This window comes from Streptomyces sp. NPDC001568 (genome assembly GCF_042893755.1).
GTDB lineage: Bacteria > Actinomycetota > Actinomycetes > Streptomycetales > Streptomycetaceae > Streptomyces.
On the sequence record NZ_JBIAVF010000002.1, the window covers coordinates 420,973 to 443,828 of the forward strand.

At 72.1% G+C, this 22,856-nt stretch carries 22 protein-coding genes; 9 read left to right on the forward strand and 13 right to left on the reverse strand.

The features are described 5' to 3' along the window. Positions 1–12: 12 nt before the first annotated feature. On the reverse strand, positions 13–1,404 hold the full coding sequence (locus tag ACFY0I_RS05000) for a glutamate decarboxylase (RefSeq protein WP_388890254.1): 1,392 nt from the start codon (positions 1,402–1,404) through the stop codon (positions 13–15). 276 nt (positions 1,405–1,680) lie between these two features. Here ACFY0I_RS05000 and ACFY0I_RS05005 point away from each other — a divergent pair, with 276 nt between their 5' ends. Together ACFY0I_RS05005 and ACFY0I_RS05010 are read left to right on the forward strand one after the other, a co-directional pair. After that, positions 1,681–2,073 (forward strand): tyrosinase family oxidase copper chaperone, encoded by a 393-nt coding sequence (locus ACFY0I_RS05005; RefSeq protein ID WP_388890257.1) that lies wholly within the window; start codon positions 1,681–1,683, stop codon positions 2,071–2,073. Further along, positions 2,070–2,918 carry a tyrosinase family protein gene (locus tag ACFY0I_RS05010; protein WP_388890260.1) on the forward strand — a complete coding sequence of 283 codons (849 nt, stop codon included), beginning with the start codon at positions 2,070–2,072 and terminating at the stop codon, positions 2,916–2,918. Before ACFY0I_RS05005 ends, ACFY0I_RS05010 begins: the two co-directional genes overlap by 4 nt. On the opposite strand, the gene ACFY0I_RS05015 is transcribed toward ACFY0I_RS05010, so the two are convergent. Together ACFY0I_RS05015 and ACFY0I_RS05020 are read right to left on the reverse strand one after the other, a co-directional pair. Continuing rightward, positions 2,873–3,577, reverse strand: a complete 705-nt coding sequence (locus ACFY0I_RS05015) for a response regulator (protein WP_388890262.1) — start codon at positions 3,575–3,577, stop codon at positions 2,873–2,875. The genes ACFY0I_RS05010 and ACFY0I_RS05015 overlap by 46 nt on opposite strands. Further along, positions 3,574–5,313, reverse strand: coding sequence for an ATP-binding protein (locus tag ACFY0I_RS05020; RefSeq protein WP_388890265.1), 1,740 nt, complete (start codon positions 5,311–5,313; stop codon positions 3,574–3,576). Before ACFY0I_RS05020 ends, ACFY0I_RS05015 begins: the two co-directional genes overlap by 4 nt. 104 nt (positions 5,314–5,417) lie before the next feature. On the opposite strand from ACFY0I_RS05020, the gene ACFY0I_RS05025 reads away from it, so the two are divergent. Both ACFY0I_RS05025 and ACFY0I_RS05030 read left to right on the forward strand, forming a co-directional pair. Continuing rightward, entirely contained in the window at positions 5,418–6,818 is a 1,401-nt protein-coding gene (locus ACFY0I_RS05025) for a cation:dicarboxylate symporter family transporter (RefSeq protein ID WP_388890267.1), read from the forward strand. Positions 6,819–7,073: 255 nt separating this feature from the next. Continuing rightward, complete coding sequence (locus tag ACFY0I_RS05030) at positions 7,074–8,876, forward strand: S8 family serine peptidase (protein WP_388890269.1); 1,803 nt, start codon at positions 7,074–7,076, stop codon at positions 8,874–8,876. 30 nt (positions 8,877–8,906) lie between these two features. On the opposite strand, the gene ACFY0I_RS05035 is transcribed toward ACFY0I_RS05030, so the two are convergent. The 4 genes from ACFY0I_RS05035 to ACFY0I_RS05050 all read right to left on the reverse strand — a co-directional run bounded on the left by ACFY0I_RS05035 (position 8,907) and on the right by ACFY0I_RS05050 (position 13,488). After that, a complete protein-coding gene (locus ACFY0I_RS05035) occupies positions 8,907–10,301 on the reverse strand; it encodes an alpha/beta hydrolase (protein ID WP_388890271.1) in 1,395 nt (464 codons plus the stop codon). Between the two features lie 115 nt (positions 10,302–10,416). Further along, positions 10,417–11,097 (reverse strand): (2Fe-2S)-binding protein, encoded by a 681-nt coding sequence (locus ACFY0I_RS05040; RefSeq protein ID WP_388890273.1) that lies wholly within the window; start codon positions 11,095–11,097, stop codon positions 10,417–10,419. Positions 11,098–11,127: 30 nt separating this feature from the next. After that, positions 11,128–12,183, reverse strand: coding sequence for a hypothetical protein (locus ACFY0I_RS05045; protein ID WP_388890276.1), 1,056 nt, complete (start codon positions 12,181–12,183; stop codon positions 11,128–11,130). Positions 12,184–12,234: 51 nt separating this feature from the next. Continuing rightward, positions 12,235–13,488 (reverse strand): PTS transporter subunit EIIC, encoded by a 1,254-nt coding sequence (locus ACFY0I_RS05050; protein ID WP_388890278.1) that lies wholly within the window; start codon positions 13,486–13,488, stop codon positions 12,235–12,237. Between the two features lie 213 nt (positions 13,489–13,701). Between ACFY0I_RS05050 and ACFY0I_RS05055 the strand changes: the two genes are divergently transcribed. Then, positions 13,702–14,463 carry a GntR family transcriptional regulator gene (locus ACFY0I_RS05055; protein ID WP_388890281.1) on the forward strand — a complete coding sequence of 254 codons (762 nt, stop codon included), beginning with the start codon at positions 13,702–13,704 and terminating at the stop codon, positions 14,461–14,463. 138 nt (positions 14,464–14,601) lie between these two features. Here the strand turns inward: ACFY0I_RS05055 and ACFY0I_RS05060 are convergent, their stop codons facing one another. Beyond that, positions 14,602–15,408, reverse strand: a complete 807-nt coding sequence (locus tag ACFY0I_RS05060) for an alpha/beta fold hydrolase (RefSeq protein ID WP_388890284.1) — start codon at positions 15,406–15,408, stop codon at positions 14,602–14,604. 140 nt (positions 15,409–15,548) lie between these two features. Between ACFY0I_RS05060 and ACFY0I_RS05065 the strand changes: the two genes are divergently transcribed. Together ACFY0I_RS05065 and ACFY0I_RS05070 are read left to right on the forward strand one after the other, a co-directional pair. After that, complete coding sequence (locus ACFY0I_RS05065; RefSeq protein ID WP_388890287.1) at positions 15,549–16,235, forward strand: GNAT family N-acetyltransferase; 687 nt, start codon at positions 15,549–15,551, stop codon at positions 16,233–16,235. Between the two features lie 549 nt (positions 16,236–16,784). Beyond that, positions 16,785–17,750 (forward strand): alpha/beta hydrolase, encoded by a 966-nt coding sequence (locus ACFY0I_RS05070; protein WP_388890682.1) that lies wholly within the window; start codon positions 16,785–16,787, stop codon positions 17,748–17,750. Here ACFY0I_RS05070 and ACFY0I_RS05075 read toward each other — a convergent pair. Continuing rightward, the gene (locus tag ACFY0I_RS05075; RefSeq protein WP_388890290.1) at positions 17,728–19,197 is read right to left on the reverse strand and encodes a carboxylesterase/lipase family protein; all 1,470 of its coding nucleotides are present in this window, start codon (positions 19,195–19,197) and stop codon (positions 17,728–17,730) included. The genes ACFY0I_RS05070 and ACFY0I_RS05075 overlap by 23 nt on opposite strands. Before the next feature lie 156 nt (positions 19,198–19,353). On the opposite strand from ACFY0I_RS05075, the gene ACFY0I_RS05080 reads away from it, so the two are divergent. Together ACFY0I_RS05080 and ACFY0I_RS05085 are read left to right on the forward strand one after the other, a co-directional pair. Beyond that, complete coding sequence (locus tag ACFY0I_RS05080; protein ID WP_388890292.1) at positions 19,354–19,683, forward strand: hypothetical protein; 330 nt, start codon at positions 19,354–19,356, stop codon at positions 19,681–19,683. Positions 19,684–19,778: 95 nt separating this feature from the next. Then, complete coding sequence (locus ACFY0I_RS05085) at positions 19,779–20,069, forward strand: chaplin (protein WP_388890294.1); 291 nt, start codon at positions 19,779–19,781, stop codon at positions 20,067–20,069. 80 nt (positions 20,070–20,149) lie between these two features. Here ACFY0I_RS05085 and ACFY0I_RS05090 read toward each other — a convergent pair whose 3' ends face one another. From ACFY0I_RS05090 to ACFY0I_RS05105, 4 genes are all read right to left on the reverse strand, one after another. Beyond that, a complete protein-coding gene (locus ACFY0I_RS05090) occupies positions 20,150–21,013 on the reverse strand; it encodes a tyrosinase family protein (RefSeq protein ID WP_388890296.1) in 864 nt (287 codons plus the stop codon). A 73-nt stretch (positions 21,014–21,086) separates the two neighbouring features. After that, positions 21,087–21,458, reverse strand: a complete 372-nt coding sequence (locus ACFY0I_RS05095; protein WP_388890298.1) for a tyrosinase family oxidase copper chaperone — start codon at positions 21,456–21,458, stop codon at positions 21,087–21,089. A 59-nt stretch (positions 21,459–21,517) separates the two neighbouring features. After that, positions 21,518–22,072, reverse strand: a complete 555-nt coding sequence (locus ACFY0I_RS05100; protein ID WP_388890301.1) for a GNAT family N-acetyltransferase — start codon at positions 22,070–22,072, stop codon at positions 21,518–21,520. Between the two features lie 16 nt (positions 22,073–22,088). Further along, complete coding sequence (locus tag ACFY0I_RS05105) at positions 22,089–22,700, reverse strand: trimeric intracellular cation channel family protein (protein ID WP_388890304.1); 612 nt, start codon at positions 22,698–22,700, stop codon at positions 22,089–22,091. Between the last annotated feature and the right edge of the window lie 156 nt (positions 22,701–22,856).

Genomic DNA, 22,856 nt, shown 5'->3' on the forward strand with positions numbered 1-22,856 from the left:
GCCGGCCTCGCCTCAGTGGTGGAAGCCGGACCGGGGCTCGGTGGTGGGAACGGGCTGCGGGTGGGCGCCGAGGTGTTCCACGGCCCGGCGCAGGTCGGCGACGAGCAGGGCGATCTGGTCGCGGGTCACCCCGTGCCGGATCAGGACGCGTTGGATGACGGTGTCCTGGCGGTCGGCGGGCAGCGGGTACGAGGGCACCTGCCAGCCGCGCATCCGCAGCCGGTCGGAGAGGTCGTAGAGGCTGAACCCGGCGCCCGCCGGGTCGGAGAGGGTGTAGGAGACGGCGGGCAGGGCGCCCTCCCCGTCGTAGAGCAGGGTGAAGGCGCCGATGTCGGCGATCTGCCCGGCCAGGTAGCGGGCGGTGTCGGCGCAGGCCTGTTGGACGCGCCGGTAGCCCTCCCTGCCCAGCCGCAGGAACAGGTAGTACTGGGCGATGACCTCGCCGCCGGGCCGGGAGAAGTTGAGGGCGAAGGTCGGCATGTCGCCGCCGAGGTAGTCCACGTCGAAGACGAGGTCGGCCGGCAGCAGGTCGGCGGTGCGCCACACGATCCAACCGACGCCGAGCGGTGCGAGTCCGTACTTGTGGCCGGAGGTGTTGATGGAGGCCACGCGCGGCAGCCGGAAGTCCCACACCACGTCGGGGTGGAGGAAGGGGGCGACGAAGCCGCCGCTGGCGCCGTCCACGTGGATCGGGACGTCCCAGCCGTGCTCGGCCTGGATCCGGTCGAGTTCGGCGGAGAGTTCGGCGACGGGCTCGTAGTCGCAGGTGTAGGTGACGCCGAGGATGGCGACGACCCCGATGGTGTTCTCGTCGACGTGCGCGGCGAGCTGGTGCGGGAGCAGGCCGGTGGCCCCGGGCTCCAGCGGGACCTGGCGGAGTTCGACGTCGAAGTACCGGCCGAACTTCTCCCAGCAGATCTGCACCGGGCCGCACACCAGGTTGGGGCGGTCCGCGGGCTTGCCCTCCGCGCGGCGCCGGGCCCGCCAGCGCCACTTGAGGGCGAGGCCGCCGAGCATGGCCGCCTCGCTGGAGCCGGTGGTGGAGCAGCCGGTGCCCGCCGTACCGGCGGGGGCGTTCCACAGGTCGGCCAGGATGTTGACGCAGCGGGCCTCGATCTCGGCCGTCTGGGGGTACTCGTCCTTGTCGATCATGTTCTTGTCGAGGCACTCGTTCATCAGGCGGTGCACGCCGTCGTCCGACCAGGTGGTGCAGAAGGTGGCCAGGTTCTGTGCGGCGTTGCCGTCGAGGAGCAGCTCGTCGTGCAGGAGGGAGTAGACGACCTCGGAGGGCGAGGGTTCGTCGGGCATGCGGAACTTCGGAAGGATCTGACCGCTCAGGACGGACGCGAACACGTCCACGTCGGCGTCCCGGGATTGCGCGTCCTTCGTCTCATGAAGAGCCATATCCGGACTATACGTTGAATATCGCCACGAACCCGTCTCACATCACGGGGTTCACGTCGCCGCTTCCGGCCGAGTCCGCGATGTGATCCCCTCCATAGGAACCCCGACTTCGCCGCAAGAATTACTGACGAGTAGTATTTGATCCGTAGATCTTCCCGTCCAGGTCACCACGGCCGGTCGGAACGGGAAGATCGGCTCAATCGTTTTATATGAAACTTATCGCGCGATGTCCGGATAGCGGTCAACTGCCCACGCTGCCCTGATAGTTCTACGGCCATGAACAAGATCACCCGTCGGCAGGCCTTGGGCACCACTGCCGGCGCACTCACCGCCCTCGGCCTCGCGGGCGCCACCGCGCACGCCGCCGCCACCGACTCCCGCGCCGCAGCCACCCCCGCCGGCACGGTCGACGAGGTGTACCAGGGCCGACGCATCCGGATAACCACCGGCCAGGGCGGCCACCACGGCGGCCACCACTCCCCCGGCATGCCGACCGTCCTCATAGACGGCCGCGAGCTGCACGTCATGCGCAACGCCGACGGCACCTGGATCAGCGTGGTCAACCACTACGAGACCTTCGCCGATCCGACCACGCTCGCCCGCGCCGCCGTGCGCGAGCTCCAGGGCGCGGTCCTCGCGCCGTTCGCACCGATGGGAGGCACGGCATGACCGTCCGCAAGAACCAGGCCGCGCTCACCCCCGAGGAGAAGCGCGCCTTCACCAACGCGCTGCTCGAACTCAAGCGCACCGGTCGCTACGACCGCTTCGTCACGACCCACAACGGGTTCATCATGAGCGACACCGACTCGGGCGACCGGGTGGGCCACCGCTCCCCCTCCTTCCTGCCCTGGCACCGCCGCTTTCTCCTGGAGTTCGAGGCGGCTCTTCAGGCGGTGGACGCGAGTGTGGCGATCCCGTACTGGGACTGGAGCGTCGACCGCACCACCCGCTCCTCCCTCTGGGCCGCCGACTTCCTCGGCGGGACCGGCCGGGCCCGCGACGGACAGGTCCTCGACGGACCGTTCGCGTACGCGACCGGCAAGTGGGACGTGAACGTCCGCGTGGACGGGCGCAACTACCTGCGCCGGGCCCTGGGCGGCGGTGTGGCCGAGCTGCCCACCAAGGCCGAGGTGGACGCGGTGCTGGCCATGCCCGTCTACGACATGGCCCCCTGGAACAGTTCCTCGAACGGTTTCCGCAACAACCTGGAGGGCTGGCGCGGCGCCAACCTCCACAACCGGGTGCACGTGTGGGTCGGCGGCCAGATGGCCACCGGCGTCTCCCCCAACGACCCCGTCTTCTGGATGCACCACGCCTTCATCGACAAGCTGTGGGCCGACTGGCAGGCCCGCCACCCGCAGTCCACGTACCTCCCGGCCGCCGGTACGCCGAACGTGGTGGACCTGCGGGACACGATGCGGCCGTGGAACGACGTGACCCCGGCCGACATGCTGGACCACCGGAAGTTCTACACGTTCGACACCGAGCCCGTCGCGGCCGGCCGCCAGCGGTAGTGCAGTTCGGGGCGGCCGACCTGGCCGTACCGGGGGGCCCGGTCCGCGCGACCGGTGTCCACCAGGTGCTCCAGGTAGCGCCGGGCGGTGATCCGGGACGTCCCGGCCGCCTCGGCCGCCCCGGCGGCGGTGAGGCCCTCGGGCGCCGCCCGCAGCAGCGCCGCGACCCGGTCCAGGGTCGGGGCGCTGAGCCCCTTGGGCAACTCCGCCGGACCGGGCGCGCGCAGGGCGGCGAGCGTCCGGTCCACGTCGTCCTGACCGGCCGCCTCGCCCGCCGCCGCACGGAACTCCGCGTAGCGCAGCAGTCGTTCGCGCAGGGTCGGGAAGGCGAAGGGCTTCAGTACGTACTGCACGATGCCCAGGGAAACGCTCTCGCGCACCACGGCGAGGTCCCGCGCCGAGGTCACCGCGATCACGTCGGCGGGATGGCCGCCGGCGCGCAGTCCGCGCGCGAAGCGCAGCCCGTTGCCGTCCGGCAGGGTGAGGTCGAGGAGCAGCAGGTCGATCCGGGCGCGCTCCAGGGTCCGGGTGGCCTCGGCGAGCGTGTGGACGACGGCCACGACGGTGAAACCGGGCACCCGGCCGACGTAGAGCGCGTGGGCGTCGGCCGCCACCGGATCGTCCTCGACGACGAGGACCCGCACCTGCGGGGCGCTCATGCCGTCCCCTCCCCACCGCGCCGCTGACCCGGTATCCGCACGCCGGAACCGCCGGGGGCCCGCCGGTCCGGGTCGGGATCCGGCCCCTGACCGGCGTCCGGATTCCGCTTCCGTGCGGGGCCCTCGACCCGCGCCGGTTCCGGCCCCGCCGCCAGTGGCAGCCGTACGGTGAATTCCGCGCCGTACCCGGACGTGCCCGAGGCGGCGTCGGCGGCGCCCCCGTGCCGGTGCGCCACCTGCCTGACCAGCGCGAGGCCCAGCCCGCGCCCCTCGCCCTTGCCGGACCAGCCGCGCCGGAAGACGTCCACCCCCTCGGGCAGGCCCGGGCCGTTGTCCGCGACCCGCAGGAGCAGTCCGTCCGCTTCCCGGCGCACGGTGACGGCGATCCGCCCTCCCGGGACTCCGGTGAGGGCGTCGACGGCGTTGTCGATGAGGTTGCCGAGCACCGTGACGAGGTCCCGGGCGGGCGGGATCCCCGGCGTCCCGTCGACGGCCCCGCTGTCCGGGGTGACGACCAGCTCGATGCCGCGCTCGTGCGCCTGCGCGGCCTTGCCGAGGAGCAGGGCCACCAGGACCGGTTCCCCCACGGCGGTGACCACCTCGTCGGTCAGGGCCTGGGCCAGCTCCAGTTCGGCGGTGGCGAAGTCCACCGCCTCGTCGCTGCGGCCCAGTTCGATGAGGGAGACCACGGTGTGCAGCCGGTTGGCCGCCTCGTGCGCCTGGGCGCGCAGGGCCTGGGTGAATCCGCGTTCGTGATCCAACTCGCCGGTCAAGGACTGGAGTTCGGTGTGGTCGCGCAGGGTCACCACCGTGCCCCGGCGGCCTCCGCCCGCGACCGGGGAACTGTTGACGACGAGCACCCGTTGCGCGCTGAGGTGCACCTCGTCGACCCGGGGCCGGTCGGAGAGCAGGGCGCCCGTCAGCGGGGCGGGCAGCCCCAGTTCGGCCGGCCCCGTGCCGGTGACCTCGCCGTGCAGACCCAGGAGTTCGCGGCCCGCGTCGTTGATGAGGGTGATCCTGCGTTGCCCGTCGAGCATCAGCAGCCCCTCCCGGACCCCGTGCAGGGCCGCCTGGTGGTAGTCGTACATCCGGCTCAGCTCGGCCGCGTTCATCCCGTGGGTGTGCCGGCGCAGTCGGGCGTTCACGACGTACGTACCCACCGCGCCCAGCGCCAGCGCCCCGGCCGCCACCCAGGCCAGGGCGGAGAGCTGCGCCGCCAGCCGGTCGCTGACCGCGCGGACGGTGATGCCCGCGCTGACCAGCCCGACGATGCGGCCGTCCCGGTCCGTCAACGGGGTGACCACGCGGATCGAGGGGCCGAGGGTGCCCGTGTAGGTCTCGCTGAAGGTCTCGCCGCGCAGCGCGGGGGCGGTGTTGCCGAGGAAGGGCTCGCCGATGCGGCGCGGGTCGGGGTGGGTCCAGCGCCTCCCGTCCGGGGCCATGATCGTCACGAAGTCCACGCCGGAGTCGGCCCGCACCCGCTCCGCGTAGGGCTGGAGGGCGGCGGAGGGGTCGCTCCCGTGGGCGGCGACGCCGACGGCCTCCTGGACGGACGGCGAGTCGGCGACGGCCCGGGCCACGGCCCCGGCCTGCCGCCGCGCGGCGTCCTCGGCCTGGCCGCGGGCGGCCGCGTAGGCGAAGACCGCGCAACCGGCGACGACGACGGCGACCAGCAGGACCTGCATCGCGAACAGCTGGCCGGCGAGGCTCCGGGGCGGTCGGGGGAAGCGGAACATGGCGCTCAGTGTGCACCCGGCCGTGAACTCAATGAACGCAAGGGTGACCGGGGTCACATGCTGGGCGATGGTCTCCCGGAACGCATTCACCACCAGGAGGCGACGTGGCCGCCAGACGCGACAAGACGCACTACCTCTACATCGCGGTGATCGCCGCGGTGCTCCTCGGCATCGCCGTCGGCTTCGCCGCACCGGGCGTGGCCGTGGAGCTCAAGCCGCTGGGCACCGGCTTCGTGAACCTCATCAAGATGATGATCTCGCCCGTGATCTTCTGCACGATCGTGCTGGGCATCGGATCGGTGCGCAAGGCCGCCAAGGTGGGGGCGGTGGGCGGGCTCGCCCTCGGCTACTTCATGGTCATGTCCACGGTGGCCCTGGCCATCGGCCTGCTCGTGGGCAACCTGCTGGAGCCGGGCAGCGGCCTGCACCTGACCGAGGCGGTGCGCAGCGCCGGCGAGGCCCAGGCCAAGGCGGGCGGGGCGGAGAGCACCCCGGACTTCCTGCTCGGGATCATCCCGACCACCCTGGTCTCGGCCTTCACCGGGGGCGAGGTGCTCCAGACGCTGCTGGTGGCGCTGCTCTGCGGGTTCGCGCTCCAGGCCATGGGCACGGCCGGCGAGCCGCTCCTGCGCGGTATCGGTCACGTACAGAAGCTGGTCTTCCGCATCCTCGCGATGATCATGTGGGTGGCTCCGGTGGGCGCCTTCGGGGCGATCGCCGCGGTGGTCGGGGCCACGGGCGTCGACGCGCTCAAGTCCCTCGCCGTCATCATGATCGGCTTCTACCTGACCTGCGTGCTCTTCGTCTTCGTCGTCCTGGGCACCCTGCTGCGGGTCTGTACGGGCATCAGCGTCTTCGCGCTCCTGCGCTACCTGGGTCGGGAGTTCCTGCTGATCCTGTCGACCTCCTCCTCGGAGTCGGCGCTGCCGCGCCTGATCGCCAAGATGGAGCACCTCGGCGTGTCCCGGCCGGTCACCGGGATCACCGTTCCGACCGGGTACTCCTTCAACCTGGACGGCACCGCGATCTACCTGACGATGTCGTCGCTGTTCGTGGCCGAGGCCATGGGCAAGCCGCTCGCGCTGGGCGAGCAGATCTCCCTGCTGCTCTTCATGATCGTGGCGTCGAAGGGAGCCGCCGGGGTCACCGGGGCGGGCCTGGCCACCCTCGCGGGCGGGCTCCAGTCCCACCGGCCGGAACTGGTCGACGGAGTGGGGCTCATCGTCGGGATCGACCGCTTCATGAGCGAGGCGCGGGCCCTGACGAACTTCGCGGGCAACGCGATCGCCACCGTCCTGATCGGAACGTGGACGAAGGAGTTCGACCGCGAGCGAGCCACCGAGGTCCTCGCGGGCCGGACCCCCTTCGACGAGTCCACGCTCGTGGACGACCACGCCCCGGAGCCGGGCGCGCCACGAACCCCCCTGCCCGCGCCGTCGTCCGACCAGCCGGACACCTCCGCCGACGACACCCGCGCCGGCTCCAAGGACGGCGTACCGGCGTAGCCGCCACGCCTGCCGGTCGGGATTCGTGCCGCGACGCCCCCTACGTCCGGTACGAATCCGCCGAAGTCGGCCGAGCAGGGCTCGCCCCCACGGTGCCCTGCCCGGCCGACGGCTGTTTTCAGCCATCGGCCCGCCAATTCTGCTGCGGTAAAAGGTACTTCCCTACGGGGCCGCGCGTCTGACATCTTGCGTCCACCACTCGTTTCGTACGGCCCGGTAGGCGCCATCAGCGCCACCGGGTCATCGGAGGACGCATTGATACCCCACATATCCAGCCGACCTCGACGTACCCTGGCGCTGGCCACCGCACTCGGTGCGGCCCTCGTCTTCGGAGCCCCCGCCGCGTTCGCGGGCACCGACCCCGTCTCCCCCGCCCCGTCCGCCCCCGCTGCCATGGCCAAGTCCGCGGCGCCCGCTTCCCAGAGTGCGACCTGGGCTGCCGGCACCCGTTCCTACCTGGTGATCACCGCAGCCGGTGACAGCACGGCGGTGCGCAACGCCGTGACCGCCAACGGCGGCACGGTCTTCGCGAACTACGACGCCATCGGCGTCATCGTCGCCCACTCCTCCTCCGCTTCCTTCGCCACCGTCATGCGCGGCGTGAGCGGCGTCCAGCAGGTCGGCGCAACCCGTACCTCGGACGTCCCGGCGGACGCCTACAACCCGGCCCTGCCCGCCAACCCGGCGCAGTCCAGCACCCCGGCGGGCGAGCCGGTCCGCGTCGACATGACGCAGATCAAGGCCGACCAGGCCTGGGCCGTCACCACCGGTTCCGCCACCGTCAAGGTCGGCATCCTGGACACCGGTGTGGACGACCAGCACCAGGACCTGGCGCCCAACTTCAACGCGGCCGACTCCGCGTCCTGCGCGTACGGCAAGGCCGACACACGCAGCGGCTCCTGGCGGGACGTGGGCACCCACGGCACCCACGTGGCCGGTACGGTCGCCGCAGCGAAGAACGGCAAGGGCGTCATCGGTGTGGCCCCGGGCGTGAAGATCTCCTCGGTGCGCATCGCCGAGCCGGGCTCCTCGCTCTTCTTCGCCGAGAACACCGTCTGCGGCTTCATGTGGGCCGGTGACCACGGCTTCAAGGTCACCAACAACAGCTACTACACCGACCCGTGGCAGTTCAACTGCCCGGACAACGCCGACCAGGCCGCGATCATCGAGGGCGTCAAGCGCGCCCAGGAGTACGCGGAGGGCAAGGGTTCGCTCCAGGTCGCGGCGGCCGGAAACAGCAACCTGGACCTGGCCAACAAGACGACCGACACCGAGAGCCCGAACGACTCGACGCCGGTCACCCGCACCATCACCAACGCCTGCCTGGACATCCCGACCGAGCTCCCGGGCGTGGTCACGGTTTCTGCGATGGGCACCACCGCGAAGGCCTCGTACTCCAACTACGGCCTGAACGTGGTCGACGTGACGGCTCCCGGCGGAGACGCCACCGGCATCTACAGCACCCTGCCGGGCGGCAAGTACGGCAGCATGAGCGGTACGTCGATGGCCTCCCCGCACGTCGCCGGTGTGGCGGCGCTGCTCGCGAGCACCAACCCGGGCATCACCCCGGCGCAACTGCGCGACAAGCTGGCCACCCAGGCCAACGACGTCGCCTGCCCGTCGGACAGCCGCTGCAAGGGCACCACGGCCAAGAACGGCTTCTTCGGCGAGGGCCAGGTCGACGCCCTGAAGGCGGTCGGGTCCACCCCGCCCCCCGGCAAGTACTTCGAGAACACGGCCGACTTCGCCATCGGTGACAACACCACGGTCGAGAGCCCCGTCACCGTCAGCGGGGTGAGCGGCAACGCGCCGGCCGCCCTCAAGGTCGGCGTGAACATCGCGCACACCTACATCGGTGACCTGAAGGTGGACCTGATCGCGCCCGACGGCTCGGTCTACACCGTCCACAACCGCGCCGGCGGCAGCACCGACAACATCAACCAGACCTACACCGTCAACGCCTCCTCCGAGGTCGCGAACGGCACCTGGAAGCTGCGCGTCAACGACAACGCCGGTGGCGACACCGGCAGGATCGACGCCTGGAACCTGACCTTCTAGCAGGTCCGGGGGCCGGGGAGCCGTGGGTCCCTAAGGACTCAACACGTCCTCCAGCCAGTCGAAGACGACGTCGCAGTGTTGCTGCGGGGCCATCGGGGAGCAGTGCCACTGCGCCCCGGTGGCCTGCGTCATTTTCACGTAGGCGCGCCGGCCGCGCAGCAGGTCGTACATCTGCTGCGGCTGCCCCGGGTAGAACGGCTCGAAGTCGTAGTCCAGGACGAGCGCGGGCGCCTTGATCAGCGGGACCACCTTGCTGACGTCCAGGCCGATGGCGATCCGGGCGGGCGTCCAGATGTCGGTGGGCACCCGTCCCCGCCGGGCCAGGAGCAGTGCCCGCCGGTCGAAGGCCCCGAAGCGTTTCCTTACGGTGGAGGCGGCCCGCGGGGTCAGCCGCGGGACCACCTCCTCGTTCCAGACCCGGTTGGTCCGCGCCTTGTCGGAGGTGACGACGGCGCGCAGCTCCGCGTCGAAACCGAGCCAGGGGCTGACGCATCCCGGTTGGCAGACCACGGCGGCGAGGCGGTGCTCGAAGGCGGCGGCGCGCGCGACCAGGTTGCCGCCCATGCCGAGGCCGGTGAGCGCGATCCGGGAGCCGTCCACGTCCTTCCGGGCGGCCAGCCAGTCGACGAGCGGGCCCACCACCTCCTCCCAGCGGGTGGTGAAGGGGATCTCCTCGACGAACAGCAACTGCCCCTGCCCGGGGCCGTCGTGGACCAGGGCGTTCCAGCCCCGGTCGAGGGCGGCGCGGACCCCGTACGTCCACATGTCCACGTTCTGGCCGTCGCTGCCGTTGGTCAGGATGACGGTGGGGCGCGGCCGCGGCGGGCCGTCCGGGCGGAAGAACCACACGGGCAGGCGGGTCCCCGCGTACGGGACCCGCGCGTGCACGGCGGCCGGGGAGCAGAGCCGGGCGAAGGTGTCCCAGGCCTCCCGGCCGGCCAGGTAGAGCGTCTTCTCGTCGGCCGGGTTCCTGGTGCCCAGTACGTGGAACAGGGCCTGGGCGTAGTACTGCGCGGCGCGCAACGAGCGGAACCGGTGGGTCTGGGAGGCGGCCCCGGGGTGACCGCGGCCGGTGGGCGGGGCCGGGGCGAGCCGCTCGCCCCAGGAGCGGAAGGTGTCGGTGTAGCTCTGCTCTGACGGCCCGGCGGCGTTGACGGTGTGGACGGCGCCCAGTACCTCGCCGACCTCGGAGGCGCCCATCCCGGCCGCGCCGAGCGCCCGCAGCCCGGTGAAGTCGAGCCCCGGGTCGGTGAAGAGCTCCGTCGCCCTCGGTGCGACCGCGCGGGGTGTCGTGGTCCCGCCCGGGACGGCTGCGGCGGCGGACGTCGTTGCGTTCAGGGTGAGGGATCCGGCCCCGGTGGCGAGGCCGGTCAGTGCGGCGCGGCGGGAGAGCCCGGCCGGCGGGTGCGGGGTGCGCGCGTTCATGGAGCGGACCGTAGGAGGCGTTCGGGCGCGGCGCGGGCCCGCCACACCCCGACCGACCCGAACGGCCCCGCCCCGGACCGGGCCCGACGGTCCGGGGCCGGGGCGCGTCCCGGGTTCACCCGCGCCGGGTGCGCAACACGCAGTCACCGCAGAAGCCGCCGCCGGGGACCTGGTAGTAGAGGCAGCAACTGCGCCGCACGAAGGCCACGCCGAGGCCCTCCTCGTGGATGAAGGTGCCGGCGCCGGCCAGGGGCCCGCCCTCGGCGAGCAGGGCGCCGGCCAGGTCGACGGCCGGGCCGCCCTCGACCCGGTCGAGCAGGACGCGCAGGGCTCCGACGAGTCCGGAGGCGGCGTTGCCGCGCAGGACCTTCGCCGAGACCCCGAACCGTTCGCGCAGCGGCCCCTCCAGGAGGTCCAGGTTGCCGAGGACGGTCTCCCCCAGCGCCTCGGCGGGCAGTTCGCCCGGGTCCGGGAGCCACAGTTCCAGCGATCCCGTAGCGGGCAGCCGCCACCGCACCCGGTCGACGGCCAGGTCCGGCACCCGGCCCGCCAGCGCGGCGCAGCCCAGGCCGATCGACCACAACCGGGAGGCGATCCCGAACTGGGCGGTGGAAGCCGCCACCCGGTCGGGGCCGCTGCCGATCCGGCGGCCCACCTCGCCGACCCAAGGGTCGAGGTGCTCCCCGTACAGCGCCGTGAGCGGCCGGAAACCGGGCCCGGGCGGTTCCTTGCCGTACGGCACGGCGAAGAACGGCCCGACGGCGGCCAGTTCCCGCAGTGCGTCGTCCATGTCCATGCCCCGGATGATCTCAGGGCGGCGGACGGCTCAGCCGGCCGGGGAGTGGGCCGCGACCTCGAAGTCGGACATGTCCAGGCCGCCTTCCTTCGTGTCGTCGTTGGCGAAGACGAAGGATTCGATCGGTACGTCCCGCTCGGCGCTGAGCCGGGCCACCAGTTCCTGGAGGACCACGGTCTCCAGGACGACGCGCACCGCGTCGGCGGTCCTCGGCAGACGGACGGTGAAGAGGTTCTCGGCGATGTCGACGTCGGCCGTGGTGATCAGGAGCGTGAGGTGGCCCGCGCCGGCCAGCGAGCGGGCCAGCTCGATCTCGCGTCCGTCGCCGTACACCAGGTGCAGGGTGTTGCCCGCCGATTCCATCTCGCCGTGCAGGTAGTTGCGGGTGGCGGAGGCGGCCGCGGTCATCCGGACCACCTCGCGCAGCAGCAGGGCGCCCTCCTCGGCCGAGGCCCGGGACGCGCCGGCGGCCACCCCGTCGGAGGCGACGCAGCGGGCGCCGCGCTCGCACAGTCCCGCGACGGCCTCGACGGCCTGCAGTTGGACGGCGGTGACACGCTCCTCGATGCCGTCCCAGGGGTCGCCGTCCCGCCCGGCCAGGGCCCCGGCGATCAGGTCGAGGGCGACGACGGTGCCGGTGTAGCCGATGGTCGAGGCGTACGAGTCCGGCTCGTTGCCCAGGTCCACGGTGACGTCGGCGAGATCGCCGAGGGGGGACGGCACGACGTTGAGCAGGGCTGCCTTCACGATGCCCGGGGCGGCGCACTGGAAGGCGGCCAGGGTCTCGGAGCTGCGGCCGCCCTGGGAGACGGCGATCAGGCAGTCGGTGTCGAACCCGCCGGTGCCGGCCTCGATCTCGCTGGACAGCACCCGCTGGCTCACGACCCCCGCGTCCCGCAGTTGCTGTACGGGGACGGCGAGGGCGGCGTACGAGGCTCCGATGCCGGTGAACAAGGGGCGGCGGGCGGCGCGCAGCGCGGCGAGCTCCGGGGAGGCGAGTCGCGTGCGGACGCGGGCGGCGATCCGGGCGAGGGCGGCGCCCTGGGCGGCCTGGCCCTGGAGGAAGGTGATGCGGGATCCGGACATGGTGGCTCCTTACGGGGCGGGTGGGGCGGTGCGGGACGGAGGCGGCGGGCCTCAGGTGCTCGCGTCGCTCTTGGCGGGTTCGGCGTCCGGATCGCGTTCGCGTCCCGGTGTCGGCAGGTCGAACCTGACGATGGCGAAGCGGAAGATCACGTAGTAGATGGCCGCGAAGGCGAGGCCGATGGGGATGAGCAGCAGCGGCTTGGTCGCGATGCCGAAATTGACGACGTAGTCGATGGCTCCGGAGGAGAAGCCGAACCCGTCGCGGATGCCCAGGGCGTAGCAGAGGGCCATCGAGACCCCGAAGAGCGCGGCGTGGATGGCGTAGAGGACGGGCGCCACGAACATGAAGGCGAACTCGATGGGTTCGGTGACCCCGGTGACGAAGGAGGTCAGCGCGACGGAGATCATCATGCCCTTGACCATGGCGCGGTTCTCGGGGCGTGCGGTGTGCGCGATGGCCATGGCGGCGGCCGGGAGCGCGAACATGTAGATCGGGAACCCGCCGGTCATGAACTGGCCCGCGGTCGGGTCACCGGCGAGGAAGCGGTGGATGTCCCCGTGGACCTCGGCGCCGGTGGTCGGGTTGACGAACGTACCGGCCTCGAACCAGGGGAAGAACGAGAAGAAGTGGTGCATCCCGATGGGGATGAGCGCCCGGACGACGAGGCCGAAGATGCCGGCGCCCCAGGCGCCGGTACCGACCAGCCACTCGCCGAAGTGGAAGAACCAGTTGCCGACGGTCGGCCAGACCACTCCGAACACCACTCCGGTGCCGACGCCCGCGAAGGCGCTCAGGATGGGTACGAGGCGCCGGCCACCGAAGAAGCCGAGCCAATCGGGCAGCTTGGTCCGACTGAAGCGCTGGTAGAGGAGGGCCGCGATCAGCCCCATGACGATGCCGCCGAGCACCTTGGCGTCGAGGGGTTCGCCGTCGGCGCCGTGGGGGAAGGCGGGGCTGGCCAGTACGGCCTTGAAGACCAGGTAGCCGACCACCGCCGAGAGCGCGGTGGAGCCGTCGGCCTTCTTCGCGAAGCCGATGGCCACGCCGACCGCGAAGAGCAGCGGCAGGTTGGCGAACACCGCGTCGCCGGCCGCGGCCAGCACCATGGCGAGCTTCCGCACGATCAGCGGGAAGTTCTCGCGGCCCAGCAGGTCGGCGCCGCCGAGCCGGGTCAGCAGGGCGGCGGCCGGCAGCGTGGCCACGGGCAGCATCAGACTGCGACCGATGCGCTGCATGACCGGCATGATCCGGGCCGGCTTCTTGCCGGCGGCCGGCGGGGCGGCCGGAACGGTGGCCGTACTCATCGCGGTACTCCTCGTCGAGCGGATGAAGGGAGGTGAGGGGTGAGGGGTGGGAACGAGCGAAGGGGGACGCTCCCGAAGGTAGTGAGTGGTTTGTAAGTGGTCAATAGTGGTCTTAAGTGGTATCTCCCCTAACAAGGAATCACCCCCCAAAGTCCTCACCACCCGAGGACTTCAGTCCCAGACCAACTGGTAGCCAGTGGTATTCTCGCGGGCATGACCGACGACGCCCCTGCCGCCACCTCCCCCACCCGCGGGGCCGATCCGCTCTGGGCTCGGGCCGCCGACCGGATCCGTGAGGAGATCGCCCGCCGCGGCCTGACCGAGGGCAGCAAACTGCCGCCCGAGCGTGAGCTCTGCACCCGGTTGGACGTCTCCCGCGTCACCCTGCGCCGAGCCTTGGCCCACCTGGTGGAACTGGGCCTGGTCACCTCCTCCCACGGGCGGGGCTGGTTCGTCGCCGCCCGTTCGGCGCCCGCTCCCGCCCGCGACTGGCCCAAGGACCTGGAGTCCTTCACCGCCACCGCCCGCCGCAAGCACATGCGGCCCGGCTCGATCGTGCTGCGCCACGACACCGTCGCCGCGTCCCTGGACGACGCCGACCGGCTCGGCGTCCCGGCCGGCACCCCGCTGATGCGCCTGGAACGCGTGCGGCTCCTGAACGACGTGCGGATCGCCCTCGACCGCACCCTCCTGGTCGCCGACCTGGCCCCCGACCTGACCGGGACCGACTTCACGACGGCGTCCCTGTTCGAGGAGCTGCGGCGCTGGGGCGTCCAGCCGGAGCGCGCCGAGGCCACCATCGAGGCGCGCACCGCCGACGAACCGCTCTCCGGGCACCTCGCGATCCCCCGGGGCGCGCCCGTCCTGGTGCTGGACCAGACCGTGTACACGCGTGACCAGCGGCCGTTGCTGCTGTCGACGGTGGAGTACAGCGGGGACCGCTACCGGCTGCGCACCACCCTCCAGACAGACTGACACGCCGCGCGCGTGCGCCCGGGCGCCCTTGGGCACCCGGGCGCACGACGAAAGGCCCTGATCCGCGGGCGGGTCGTCAACGGCCCGCCGTACGGCGGCAACGGCTCACCGGTGGGCCCGGCGGCCGAGGGCCGCCGCTCACCGGCCGGCGAGGAACTCCAGCAGCGCGCGGTTGACGGCCTCGGGGCGCTCCACACCCGGCAGGTGACCGGCCCGGTCGATCACGGCGAGCCGGGCGTGCGGGGCGAGTTCCCTCATGCCCTCGGCCTCCGAGACCGGGGTGTAGACGTCGTCGGCGCCGACCAGCAGGAGGCAGGGGACCGTCGTGGGCAGCGCCCGCAGCACGGGCCGGTAGTCGGGCCGCTCGGCCCGCCCGCGCAGCGCGGCCGCCGCACCCTCCGGATCGGTGGCGCACATCATGGCCCTCACCCGCGCGGCCGCCTCGGGCAGGCCGATCACGTTGTAAGGCGCCAACATCTTGTCCATGACCTCGTTCGCATACGGCTCCATGCCCTCCGCGAGGAGCCGCTCGGCGAGCTCCCGACGGAACTTCCTGCCGTCCTCGGTCTCGGGGACGGGAGAGGTGTCGCAGAGCACGAGGGCCCGTACCAGACCCGGGTGGCGCAACCTGACCTCCAGAGCGATCTGCCCACCCATGGACACACCGCCGACGACCGCCTGTTCGATGCCGAGACCGGCGAGCAGCGCGGCGAGATCGTCCGCGAACCCGGCGAGCAGGATCTTGCCCGGACTGACCGGACTCTCCCCGTATCCCCGCAGGTCAGGAGTGATGACTCGGTAGCCGGCCGCCGTCAGGGCCGCCGTCTGCGGGGCCCACATGGACCGGTTGAACGGGTGCCCGTGGATCAGGATCACGGGCTCTCCGTCACGGGGACCGAAGTCGTCGAAAATCAGTGCCGCGTCGTTGCCGAATTGGGGGTTCATGAGAGGACTTTAAGGGGCTACATTGAGCCACTCGCGTTCACCTGACAGCCCGTTGCCTTTCACTCGCGTTTTGCGCGGGGGGTGACGTCAGGAGCGCAGACTGTGCAACCACCCCACCGCCCAGAAGGACCGAAGGCTCCGTGCCCGTACCCGTACTCCTCGCCGGCCGCTCCGTGCGGCTCGAGCCCCTCGCCCCCCACCACACCGAGGCCCTGGCCGTGGCCGGGGCCGAGGATCGTACGACTTACGCCTTCACTCCCGTGCCGCACGGGTTGCAGGCGTCCCACGAGTACATCGAACGCGCGCTCGCCGATCAGGCGGCGGGTCGATCGCTGGCGTTTGCCGTGGTCAGAGCCACCGATGGGCGGGTCGTCGGTTCGACCCGCTTCCTCGAACTCGACTACTGGCAGGGTCCGCTGGTGTGGCCCGCCGTCCCCGGAGTTCCGTTCGGTGATCCGACGACCGCGATCCCCGATGCGGCCGAAATCGGGAACACCTGGCTGTCCCCGGGCGCCCAGGGAACCGGCATCAACACCGAGGCGAAGCTACTCATGCTCCGGCACGCCTTCGAAACCTGGGGCGTGCGCCGGATCTCGTTGCGGGCCGACGCCCGCAACGGTCGCTCGCGCGCCGCGATGGAACGTCTCGGCTTCACCTGCGAAGGGGTCCGTCGGGCCCACTCGCGGGGGCTGGACGGCGCGGTGCGCAGTACGGCCTTCTACTCGGTGCTCGACGAGGAATGGCCCACCGTCCGGTCGGTCATCGAACTGCGGATCTCGGGCGCCACGCCCCGCAAGCGGCGCCGCAAGACACTGATCCCGGCGTAACGGCCCTGCCCGTACGGCGCACTTCGATGCGCCGTACGGGCCCGTCCGGGCACGTCCGACCCCGCCGACCCCGCCGACCCCCCGGCCCCGCGCCGGCGGCCGGCGGGGTCGTTGGCAATGGCCTCCCCTACGGAATGCCAAGAGAAGGGAAAATGCGGAACCCCGGGGATGTTTCGTTCATCATTCGAACGGAAGCGTCCACCCCCCGACGGGGCAGCAACAGCCGGAGAGCCACCGCACATGTCGTACTCACCCGACGGGCCGCACCAGCCGCCGCACCGGCCGCAGGGGCAGCCTCCACAGCCGCCGCAGCAGCCCTACGGTCAGCCTCGGTACGCCCGGCAGCCCCAGGCCACGCCGCCCTACGGCCAACCCCAGGTGTCGTACGGCCGGCCGGACCACGGCCCACAGGGCTACGGGCAGCAGGACCAGTACGGCGGTCACGAGCCCCCGTACGGGACGGAGCCGCCACGCCGCCCGTCGCGGGTCAGGCGCTGGGTGATCGCGGGCACCACCGTCCTGGCCCTCGCGGGCATCGCGGCGCTCGTGATGAACCACTTCGAGATACCCCCGTTCACCGACAAGGGCAAGGCCGTGTCCTTCGGCGGGCCGAGCGGCAAGGGCAACGGCAAGGCCGCCGCGAACTCGAAGATGTCGATGCCCACCGGCCCGGCGGCCGAGTTCAAGAACTCGATGACCCTGGGCGACGGCACCCACGTCGCGGTCACCACGGTGACCGGCAAGAAGTCCGGGTTCACCGGCAAGGTCTGGGTGTGGGCGCCCAAGGAGTACGACGACCCGAAGTTCGCCAAGAGCGGCTTCCCCGTCATGATCGCCCTGCCCGGTGGCGCCGGCTACCCCAGCAACTACTGGATGGGCACCGACCTCGGCCTTCAGACGAGCATCAGCAAGTGGTACTCCGAGGGCAAGAGCAAGCCCTTCATCCTGGCGATGCCGGTGCTGAACCCCGGACCGGACGACAAGGGCGTCTACTGGGACGGCTCCGACATCCCCGGCCAGCCCAAGATGGGCACCTGGCTGACCGAGGACGTCCCGGACCTGATGCGGGAGAACTTCCGCACGGTGAAGTCCCGCGACGGTTGGGCCTTCATGGGCTCCTCCACCGGCGGGTTCGCGGGCCTCAAGGCCGTCCTCAAGCACCCCGACAAGTTCAAGGCCGTGATCGCCTCCGGGCCGGACATCGTCCCGGACTCCTCCCTGTGGAAGGGCCACGACAAGGAGAAGGCCGAGAACAACCCCGAGCTGCTCGCCAAGCAGCTCATCGACAAGAAGGGCCCGGAGGTCTACCTGGCCTTCCAGGTCGGGGACAGCGAGAACAACAAGAAGACGTTGCCCGACGTGCAGAAGTTCGTCGCCACCTACGGCAAGGGCCCCATCCACACCAGCCTGAAGGTCATCCCGGGCGGCAAGCACAACGCCAAGACCTACGTGCCGAACATGGGCGAGGGCCCGATCCAGTTCATCAGCCAGGTCATGCAGGGCCCGGTCGAGTAACGGACACGCCCCGGGGCCCGTCCGGCACGCCCCGCTCCGCCCGCTCCGGCCCGCCGAACCCCTTCGGCGGGCCGGAGCCGTCCCAGGGCGCCCAGCCCGGGTCCCCCGAGACCGCGAAGGCGACCCAGGCCGCGTGCATCTCGTCGGCCAGCGCCTGCGGGGCGTCGGGCCCGGCCAGCCAGGAGGACTCCGGGACCCCGAGCGTGTCGAAGACGAACCCCAGCTCCAAGGCGTGGCAGGCGCCGAGACCCGGCACGCCGCTGCTCCACCGGAACTCGTAGAGGTGGCTCGGCGCCCGCCGCGGCGCACCGGCGAGCAGCCGCAGGGGGTCGCGCAGGATCCGGTCGGTCAGCAACTGCCCGGCCAGGTCGGCCGCTCCGATCCCGGGATGCGCGGCGCGCAGCGCCCGTACGGCCGACCGGTCCTTGCCGCTGCGCACCCGCGCCAGGGAAACGGCCGAGGGACCGAGCCGGTCCAGCAGCCGCATGCCCCCGGTGGGCGCGAGCCAGAGCCGGTGCTCCTGCGCGGTCCAGCCCACCAGGAGCGGTACGTCCGAGGCGACGGCCGCCTCCAGCGGGTCGGCGGGAAGCGTGTCCGGGTCGGTGACCAGACCGAAGGCGGGGCCGCCCAGCACGGGCGAGGAGCGACGCAGCACCGCTGCCTGGGCGGCGAGCAGGGCGGGCGTACCGGCCGCCTCGAAGGCGGTCGCGGTGGCGGGCACCTTGAGCAGCGAAGCCATGCGGCGCACCATCGCGCGCACCTTCTCGCGGGGCGTCGCCTCGGGGGCGCCGCTCTGCAGGACGGCCCGGGCGAAGAGGCCGGACGCGCGGGGGGCGCCGAGCAGGGCGCCGATGCTGATCGCTCCGGCGGACTCGCCGAAGAGGGTGACCCGGGTCGGGTCGCCGCCGAACGCCGCGATGTTGTCCCGGACCCACTCCAGGGCGGCGATCTGATCGAGGAGCCCCCGGTTGGCGGGGGCGTCGGGGAAGAGCCCGTAGCCGAGGACGCCGAGCCGGAAGTTGACGGAGACCAGCACGACCCCGTCGCGGGCGAAGGCGGAGCCGTCGTAGACGGGGACGGCGGAGGAGCCCCGGCTGTGGGCGCCTCCGTGGATCCACACCATGACCGGCAGCCCGGCGCCGGGGGCGGGGTCGGGGGTCCACACGTTGAGGTTGAGGCAGTCCTCGCCCGGGATCTCCGGATCGGGGAGCAGCGCCGCGAACGTGGGCGGGTAGGGGACCTTGGGCGCGGTGGCCCCGAACGCGCCGGCGTCCCGTACGCCGTCCCAGCGCGCCGGGGGCGCCGGCGGGGCGAAGCCCAGGGCGCCGACCGGCGGGGCTGCGTAGGGGATGCCCCGGAAGACCGCGGTCCCGCCTGCCTCCCAGCGGCCCTCGACGATGCCGTGTCCGGTGGCGGCCCGGGGCCGGTTCCCGCCCGTTGCGCTCATGAGTCCCTCCCGCGTCCGCCGTGCTCCCCGCGGTGGTGCGGCGGCGGGGAGCAGCCGGTGTTTCTCCTGTCACATCACACCCTGGGGCACGGTCGCACAACCGTCCAACGGGTGACAAGGCGTGACCCCCGCGGGGGCCCCGCGGGTTGACCGGCCATGCGAGCGATCCTCGGGCCCCGCGCCCTCAACGGACTCCTTCCCCTGCTGCTGCTGGCCGTGTCGGGTGCGGCCGGTCCCGCCCTGGCGGCCGGCCCCGACTTCCAGTACGTCGGCCAGGACGACCAGGTCCACGGGCTGACCGCGCCGAAGGGCTGTGTGGAGGCCGAGGGCGGCGGTTCCCGGGCCGTCACGAACCGGACGCGGGGCACCGCGACCCTCTACCGCGAACCCGGCTGTCGGGGCGCCGTGGTGGCGGAACTGAGGCCGGGAACGGTCACTCAGGTGCGTCCGTACTTCGCTTCCGCCCGTTTTTCGGTCACCGGGTAGACCCCTGAGCCGTGACCACTCGGCGGTCGCGGCGTTGTATGCCATGTCAAATGCTGCATTGTTTGCGGCGCCCCACGTTTCACGAGGAGATCTTGATGTCGCGTATCGCGAAGGCATTCGCCATCACCGCCGTCACCGGTAGCGCCGTGGTCGCCGGTGCGGGTCTGGCCGTCGCCGATGCCGGAGCGCAGGGTGCGGCGGTCGGCTCCCCCGGTGTTCTGTCGGGCAACCTGCTCCAGGTTCCGGTTCACGTCCCCGTCAACGTCTGCGGCAACACCGTGAACGTGATCGGCCTGCTGAACCCGGCCTTCGGCAACACCTGCGTCAACGCCTCGGGCGGCGGCGAGACCACCGGCGAGCACCACACCGAGGGCTACGGCGGCTGATCGCGCCCCACTGATCGAAGGGCCCCCGGCTCGCGGCCGGGGGCCCTTCGCGTGCGCGGGGGACGTGACCCCGCTCGGGATCACTCGTAGCGGTAGGTGCCCTGGTGGCCGAGCATCTCGCGCGGGGTGACGTCCCACGGGGGCATCGGCTCGTCGAGCGCGATGACCCGGCCGCGCTGGAAGTCACCCAGGGGGAGCGGGGCCGCCGGCAGGTAGCCGGAGCGCGGGTGCTTCTGCTGCCAGCGGTCCCAGAGCAGGTCCACGAAGGCGTGGTGCAACCAAAAGGCCGGGTCGTTGGGGGCCGTCCCGCCGGTCATGTGCCCGCCGATCCACTGGTGGACCTTGTTGTGGTTGCGCCAGCGCTCGCTCTTCGGCGCCGCCCAGCCCTCCAGCTTGTTGCGGAAACCGCCCGCCGTGGCGGTGGAGTCCCACGGCGAGGTGTCATAGGCGGGGTCGTCGAGCGCCCACTGGAGCTCGGCCGCCGTCGGCAGGGTGATCGGGTTGGCCGGGCGGCCCAGGTTGCGGGTGAGGAAACGGGCCTCGGAGACGCCGACGGTGACCGTCCAGTTGCCCCGGTCGTACGCGAAGGGGCCGGTCATGACCCGGCGGTCGCTCTCCCGGCCGGTGCCGCCGAGGAAATCGTCCGCCCAGAGGGAGGAGACGGGGCTGGTGTCGGTCGTCCAGTCCCAGTACGGGACGGAGACCCCCGGATCGACGGTCCGCAGCTGCTGCTCGAACTCCAACAGGTAGCGCCGGTGCCAGGGGAAGAACGACGGGGACATGTGGCCCACCCGGAGCTTGCGGTCCCGGTCGGGGACGAAGTACTTGTCGTGGGTGCGCACGAACGCGTCGTAGGTGCCGTTGCGCTTGAGCTCCAGCACGGCCGCCGTGAAGCGCTTCTTCTGGGCGCTGGTCAGGTTCTTCTGGTTCTGCCGGGTGTACAAGGGGCTCCTCCCCATTCCCGATTGCCGAATCCCGATCGCCGAATCCCGCCGGCCGAATCCCGCCGGCCGTCCGTCAGCCGTGGTGCGGGGCCGCGAGGGCCAGCTGGGTCGTGCCGAGCTCGTCGACAGCCGCGCGGGCCAGCTCCATCGGGGTCCCGTACGACTGGAAGTGGTTGATTCCGCTCAGGTAGCTGCCGTCGGCGCGGCGCATCACGTGCAGGGGGCGGCCGTCGATGCGGACCGACGCCGAGACCGGGTCGACCGCGATGTGCCGGCCGCGGTACGTCTCCTCGGCGAGGGGGGCCGGCGTCAGCGTCTGGCGGGGTCGGCGGGCCCGCAGTACGGGAGCCACGGCCGCGGCCGTCCCGGCGAGCACCGCCGCGGTGAAGGCCGTACGGAGGAACGCGCGACGGGTGAGTGGTGCGGCGCCGGGGCTTGCGTACATACGGTCTCCCTCGCTCGGTGGTCCGCGTTACGGGGTCTAACGCGGAGCGGCGGGCGAGGTCACCTCTCGGGGGCGTCGTCCTTCGGGTGCTTGTAGAAGAGGGTGGTCGGGCGCAACCGGCCCTCGGGGTCGGTGGCGTAGTCCGGGATGGTGCCGGCCTCGGTCCAGCCGGCGGACCGGTACACTCGCTCGGCGCCGCTGCCGGTCTCGGTGTCGAGGAACATCAGGACCACTCCGGCGCGGGCGGCCTGCGTCTCGGCCTCGGCGAGCAGCGCGCGTGCCGTACCGCGGCCGCGGGCGGCAGGGTGGACCATCAGCTTGCGCAGTTCGGCACGGTGGCGGCCGTTGGGCTTGGATTCGCGGTACCAGGCGACGGTGCCGTCGAGGCCGCCGTCCGCGCCGCGGGCGACCCACAGGGCGAGGGAGCCTTCCTCGACGGAGGGCGCCAGGGAGTCCCACCAGGCGGCGGCGCCCGCGTGGTCCAGTCCGGAGAGGAACCCGAGGGAGGCACCGCCCTCGACGATGTCGACTAGGAGAGCGGCGAGTTCGTCGCGGTGGGCCCGCAGGCCGGCGGCGCGGAGCCGGGTGATGGTGGCCGTCGTGCGGTGCGTCATGCGGTGAGGATAGGCATCAGTGCGGCGTCCGCTGGAGCCGGGGCAGGTGGAGGTCCCGGAAGACGGCGGCCAGCCGCAGGACGAAGACCAGGCCGGCGCCGACCGCGATGCCCACGCCGTCGCGGACTCCGGCTTCGCGCAGGCCCAGATAGGCTGCCGCGCCGGCCAGGGCGGCGGTCGCGTAGACCTCCTCGCGCAGCAGCAGCGGAGGGAACTCGCCGCACAGCACGTCCCGGATCACCTCGCCGGTGACTCCGGTCATGACCGCGAGGACGAGGACGGCCACCGGCGTCACGTGGGCGTCGAGGGCGGCGCGGGCGCCGATGACGGTGACCACGGAGAGACCGACGGCGTCGACCACCATGAGGGTGCGGTGCGGGAGGCTGCGGCGGCGCAGGTAGAGCATGGTGAGGGCGGCCACCGAGGCGATCAGTACGAGCAGCGGCCAGTCCCGCGTCCAGTACAGCGGGTGCCGGTCCAGGATGAGATCGCGGAGGGTGCCGCCGGAGATGGCGGCGGCGAAGGCGAGGACGAACCCGCCGAAGGGGTCCATGTTCGCGCGGTGCGCGGCGAGGACGCCGGAGGCGGCGAAGGCGGCGATGCCGAGGAGGTAGAGGGCGTGCAGCACGGCTCCTCCTTCACGGTGCGGGCGGGCTCCGGCCGCATCTGCGACGGCCGGACGGACAACTCGTCGAGGCTGCCCCACCCCACCGCCCGCCCGCATCGGCCGCCCGACCACTTCCCTCTCCCCCGAACGGTCACCAGCCCCAACCCGGCCGTCGTT

Excerpts from the sequence above, each read along its gene's own strand:
- ACFY0I_RS05040 (WP_388890273.1), bottom strand. The coding sequence starts at position 11,097 with ATGGACATGGACGACGCACTGCGGGAACTGGCCGCCGTCGGGCCGTTC.
- ACFY0I_RS05005 (WP_388890257.1), top strand. The coding sequence starts at position 1,681 with ATGAACAAGATCACCCGTCGGCAGGCCTTGGGCACCACTGCCGGCGCA.
- ACFY0I_RS05035 (WP_388890271.1), bottom strand. The coding sequence starts at position 10,301 with ATGAACGCGCGCACCCCGCACCCGCCGGCCGGGCTCTCCCGCCGCGCC.
- ACFY0I_RS05015 (WP_388890262.1), bottom strand. The coding sequence starts at position 3,577 with ATGAGCGCCCCGCAGGTGCGGGTCCTCGTCGTCGAGGACGATCCGGTG.
- ACFY0I_RS05060 (WP_388890284.1), bottom strand. The coding sequence starts at position 15,408 with ATGAACCCCCAATTCGGCAACGACGCGGCACTGATTTTCGACGACTTC.
- ACFY0I_RS05045 (WP_388890276.1), bottom strand. The coding sequence starts at position 12,183 with ATGTCCGGATCCCGCATCACCTTCCTCCAGGGCCAGGCCGCCCAGGGC.
- ACFY0I_RS05000 (WP_388890254.1), bottom strand. The coding sequence starts at position 1,404 with ATGGCTCTTCATGAGACGAAGGACGCGCAATCCCGGGACGCCGACGTG.
- ACFY0I_RS05075 (WP_388890290.1), bottom strand. The coding sequence starts at position 19,197 with ATGAGCGCAACGGGCGGGAACCGGCCCCGGGCCGCCACCGGACACGGC.
- ACFY0I_RS05070 (WP_388890682.1), top strand. The coding sequence starts at position 16,785 with ATGAACCACTTCGAGATACCCCCGTTCACCGACAAGGGCAAGGCCGTG.
- ACFY0I_RS05080 (WP_388890292.1), top strand. The coding sequence starts at position 19,354 with ATGCGAGCGATCCTCGGGCCCCGCGCCCTCAACGGACTCCTTCCCCTG.
- ACFY0I_RS05085 (WP_388890294.1), top strand. The coding sequence starts at position 19,779 with ATGTCGCGTATCGCGAAGGCATTCGCCATCACCGCCGTCACCGGTAGC.
- ACFY0I_RS05050 (WP_388890278.1), bottom strand. The coding sequence starts at position 13,488 with ATGAGTACGGCCACCGTTCCGGCCGCCCCGCCGGCCGCCGGCAAGAAG.
- ACFY0I_RS05055 (WP_388890281.1), top strand. The coding sequence starts at position 13,702 with ATGACCGACGACGCCCCTGCCGCCACCTCCCCCACCCGCGGGGCCGAT.
- ACFY0I_RS05100 (WP_388890301.1), bottom strand. The coding sequence starts at position 22,072 with ATGACGCACCGCACGACGGCCACCATCACCCGGCTCCGCGCCGCCGGC.
- ACFY0I_RS05095 (WP_388890298.1), bottom strand. The coding sequence starts at position 21,458 with ATGTACGCAAGCCCCGGCGCCGCACCACTCACCCGTCGCGCGTTCCTC.
- ACFY0I_RS05010 (WP_388890260.1), top strand. The coding sequence starts at position 2,070 with ATGACCGTCCGCAAGAACCAGGCCGCGCTCACCCCCGAGGAGAAGCGC.
- ACFY0I_RS05020 (WP_388890265.1), bottom strand. The coding sequence starts at position 5,313 with ATGTTCCGCTTCCCCCGACCGCCCCGGAGCCTCGCCGGCCAGCTGTTC.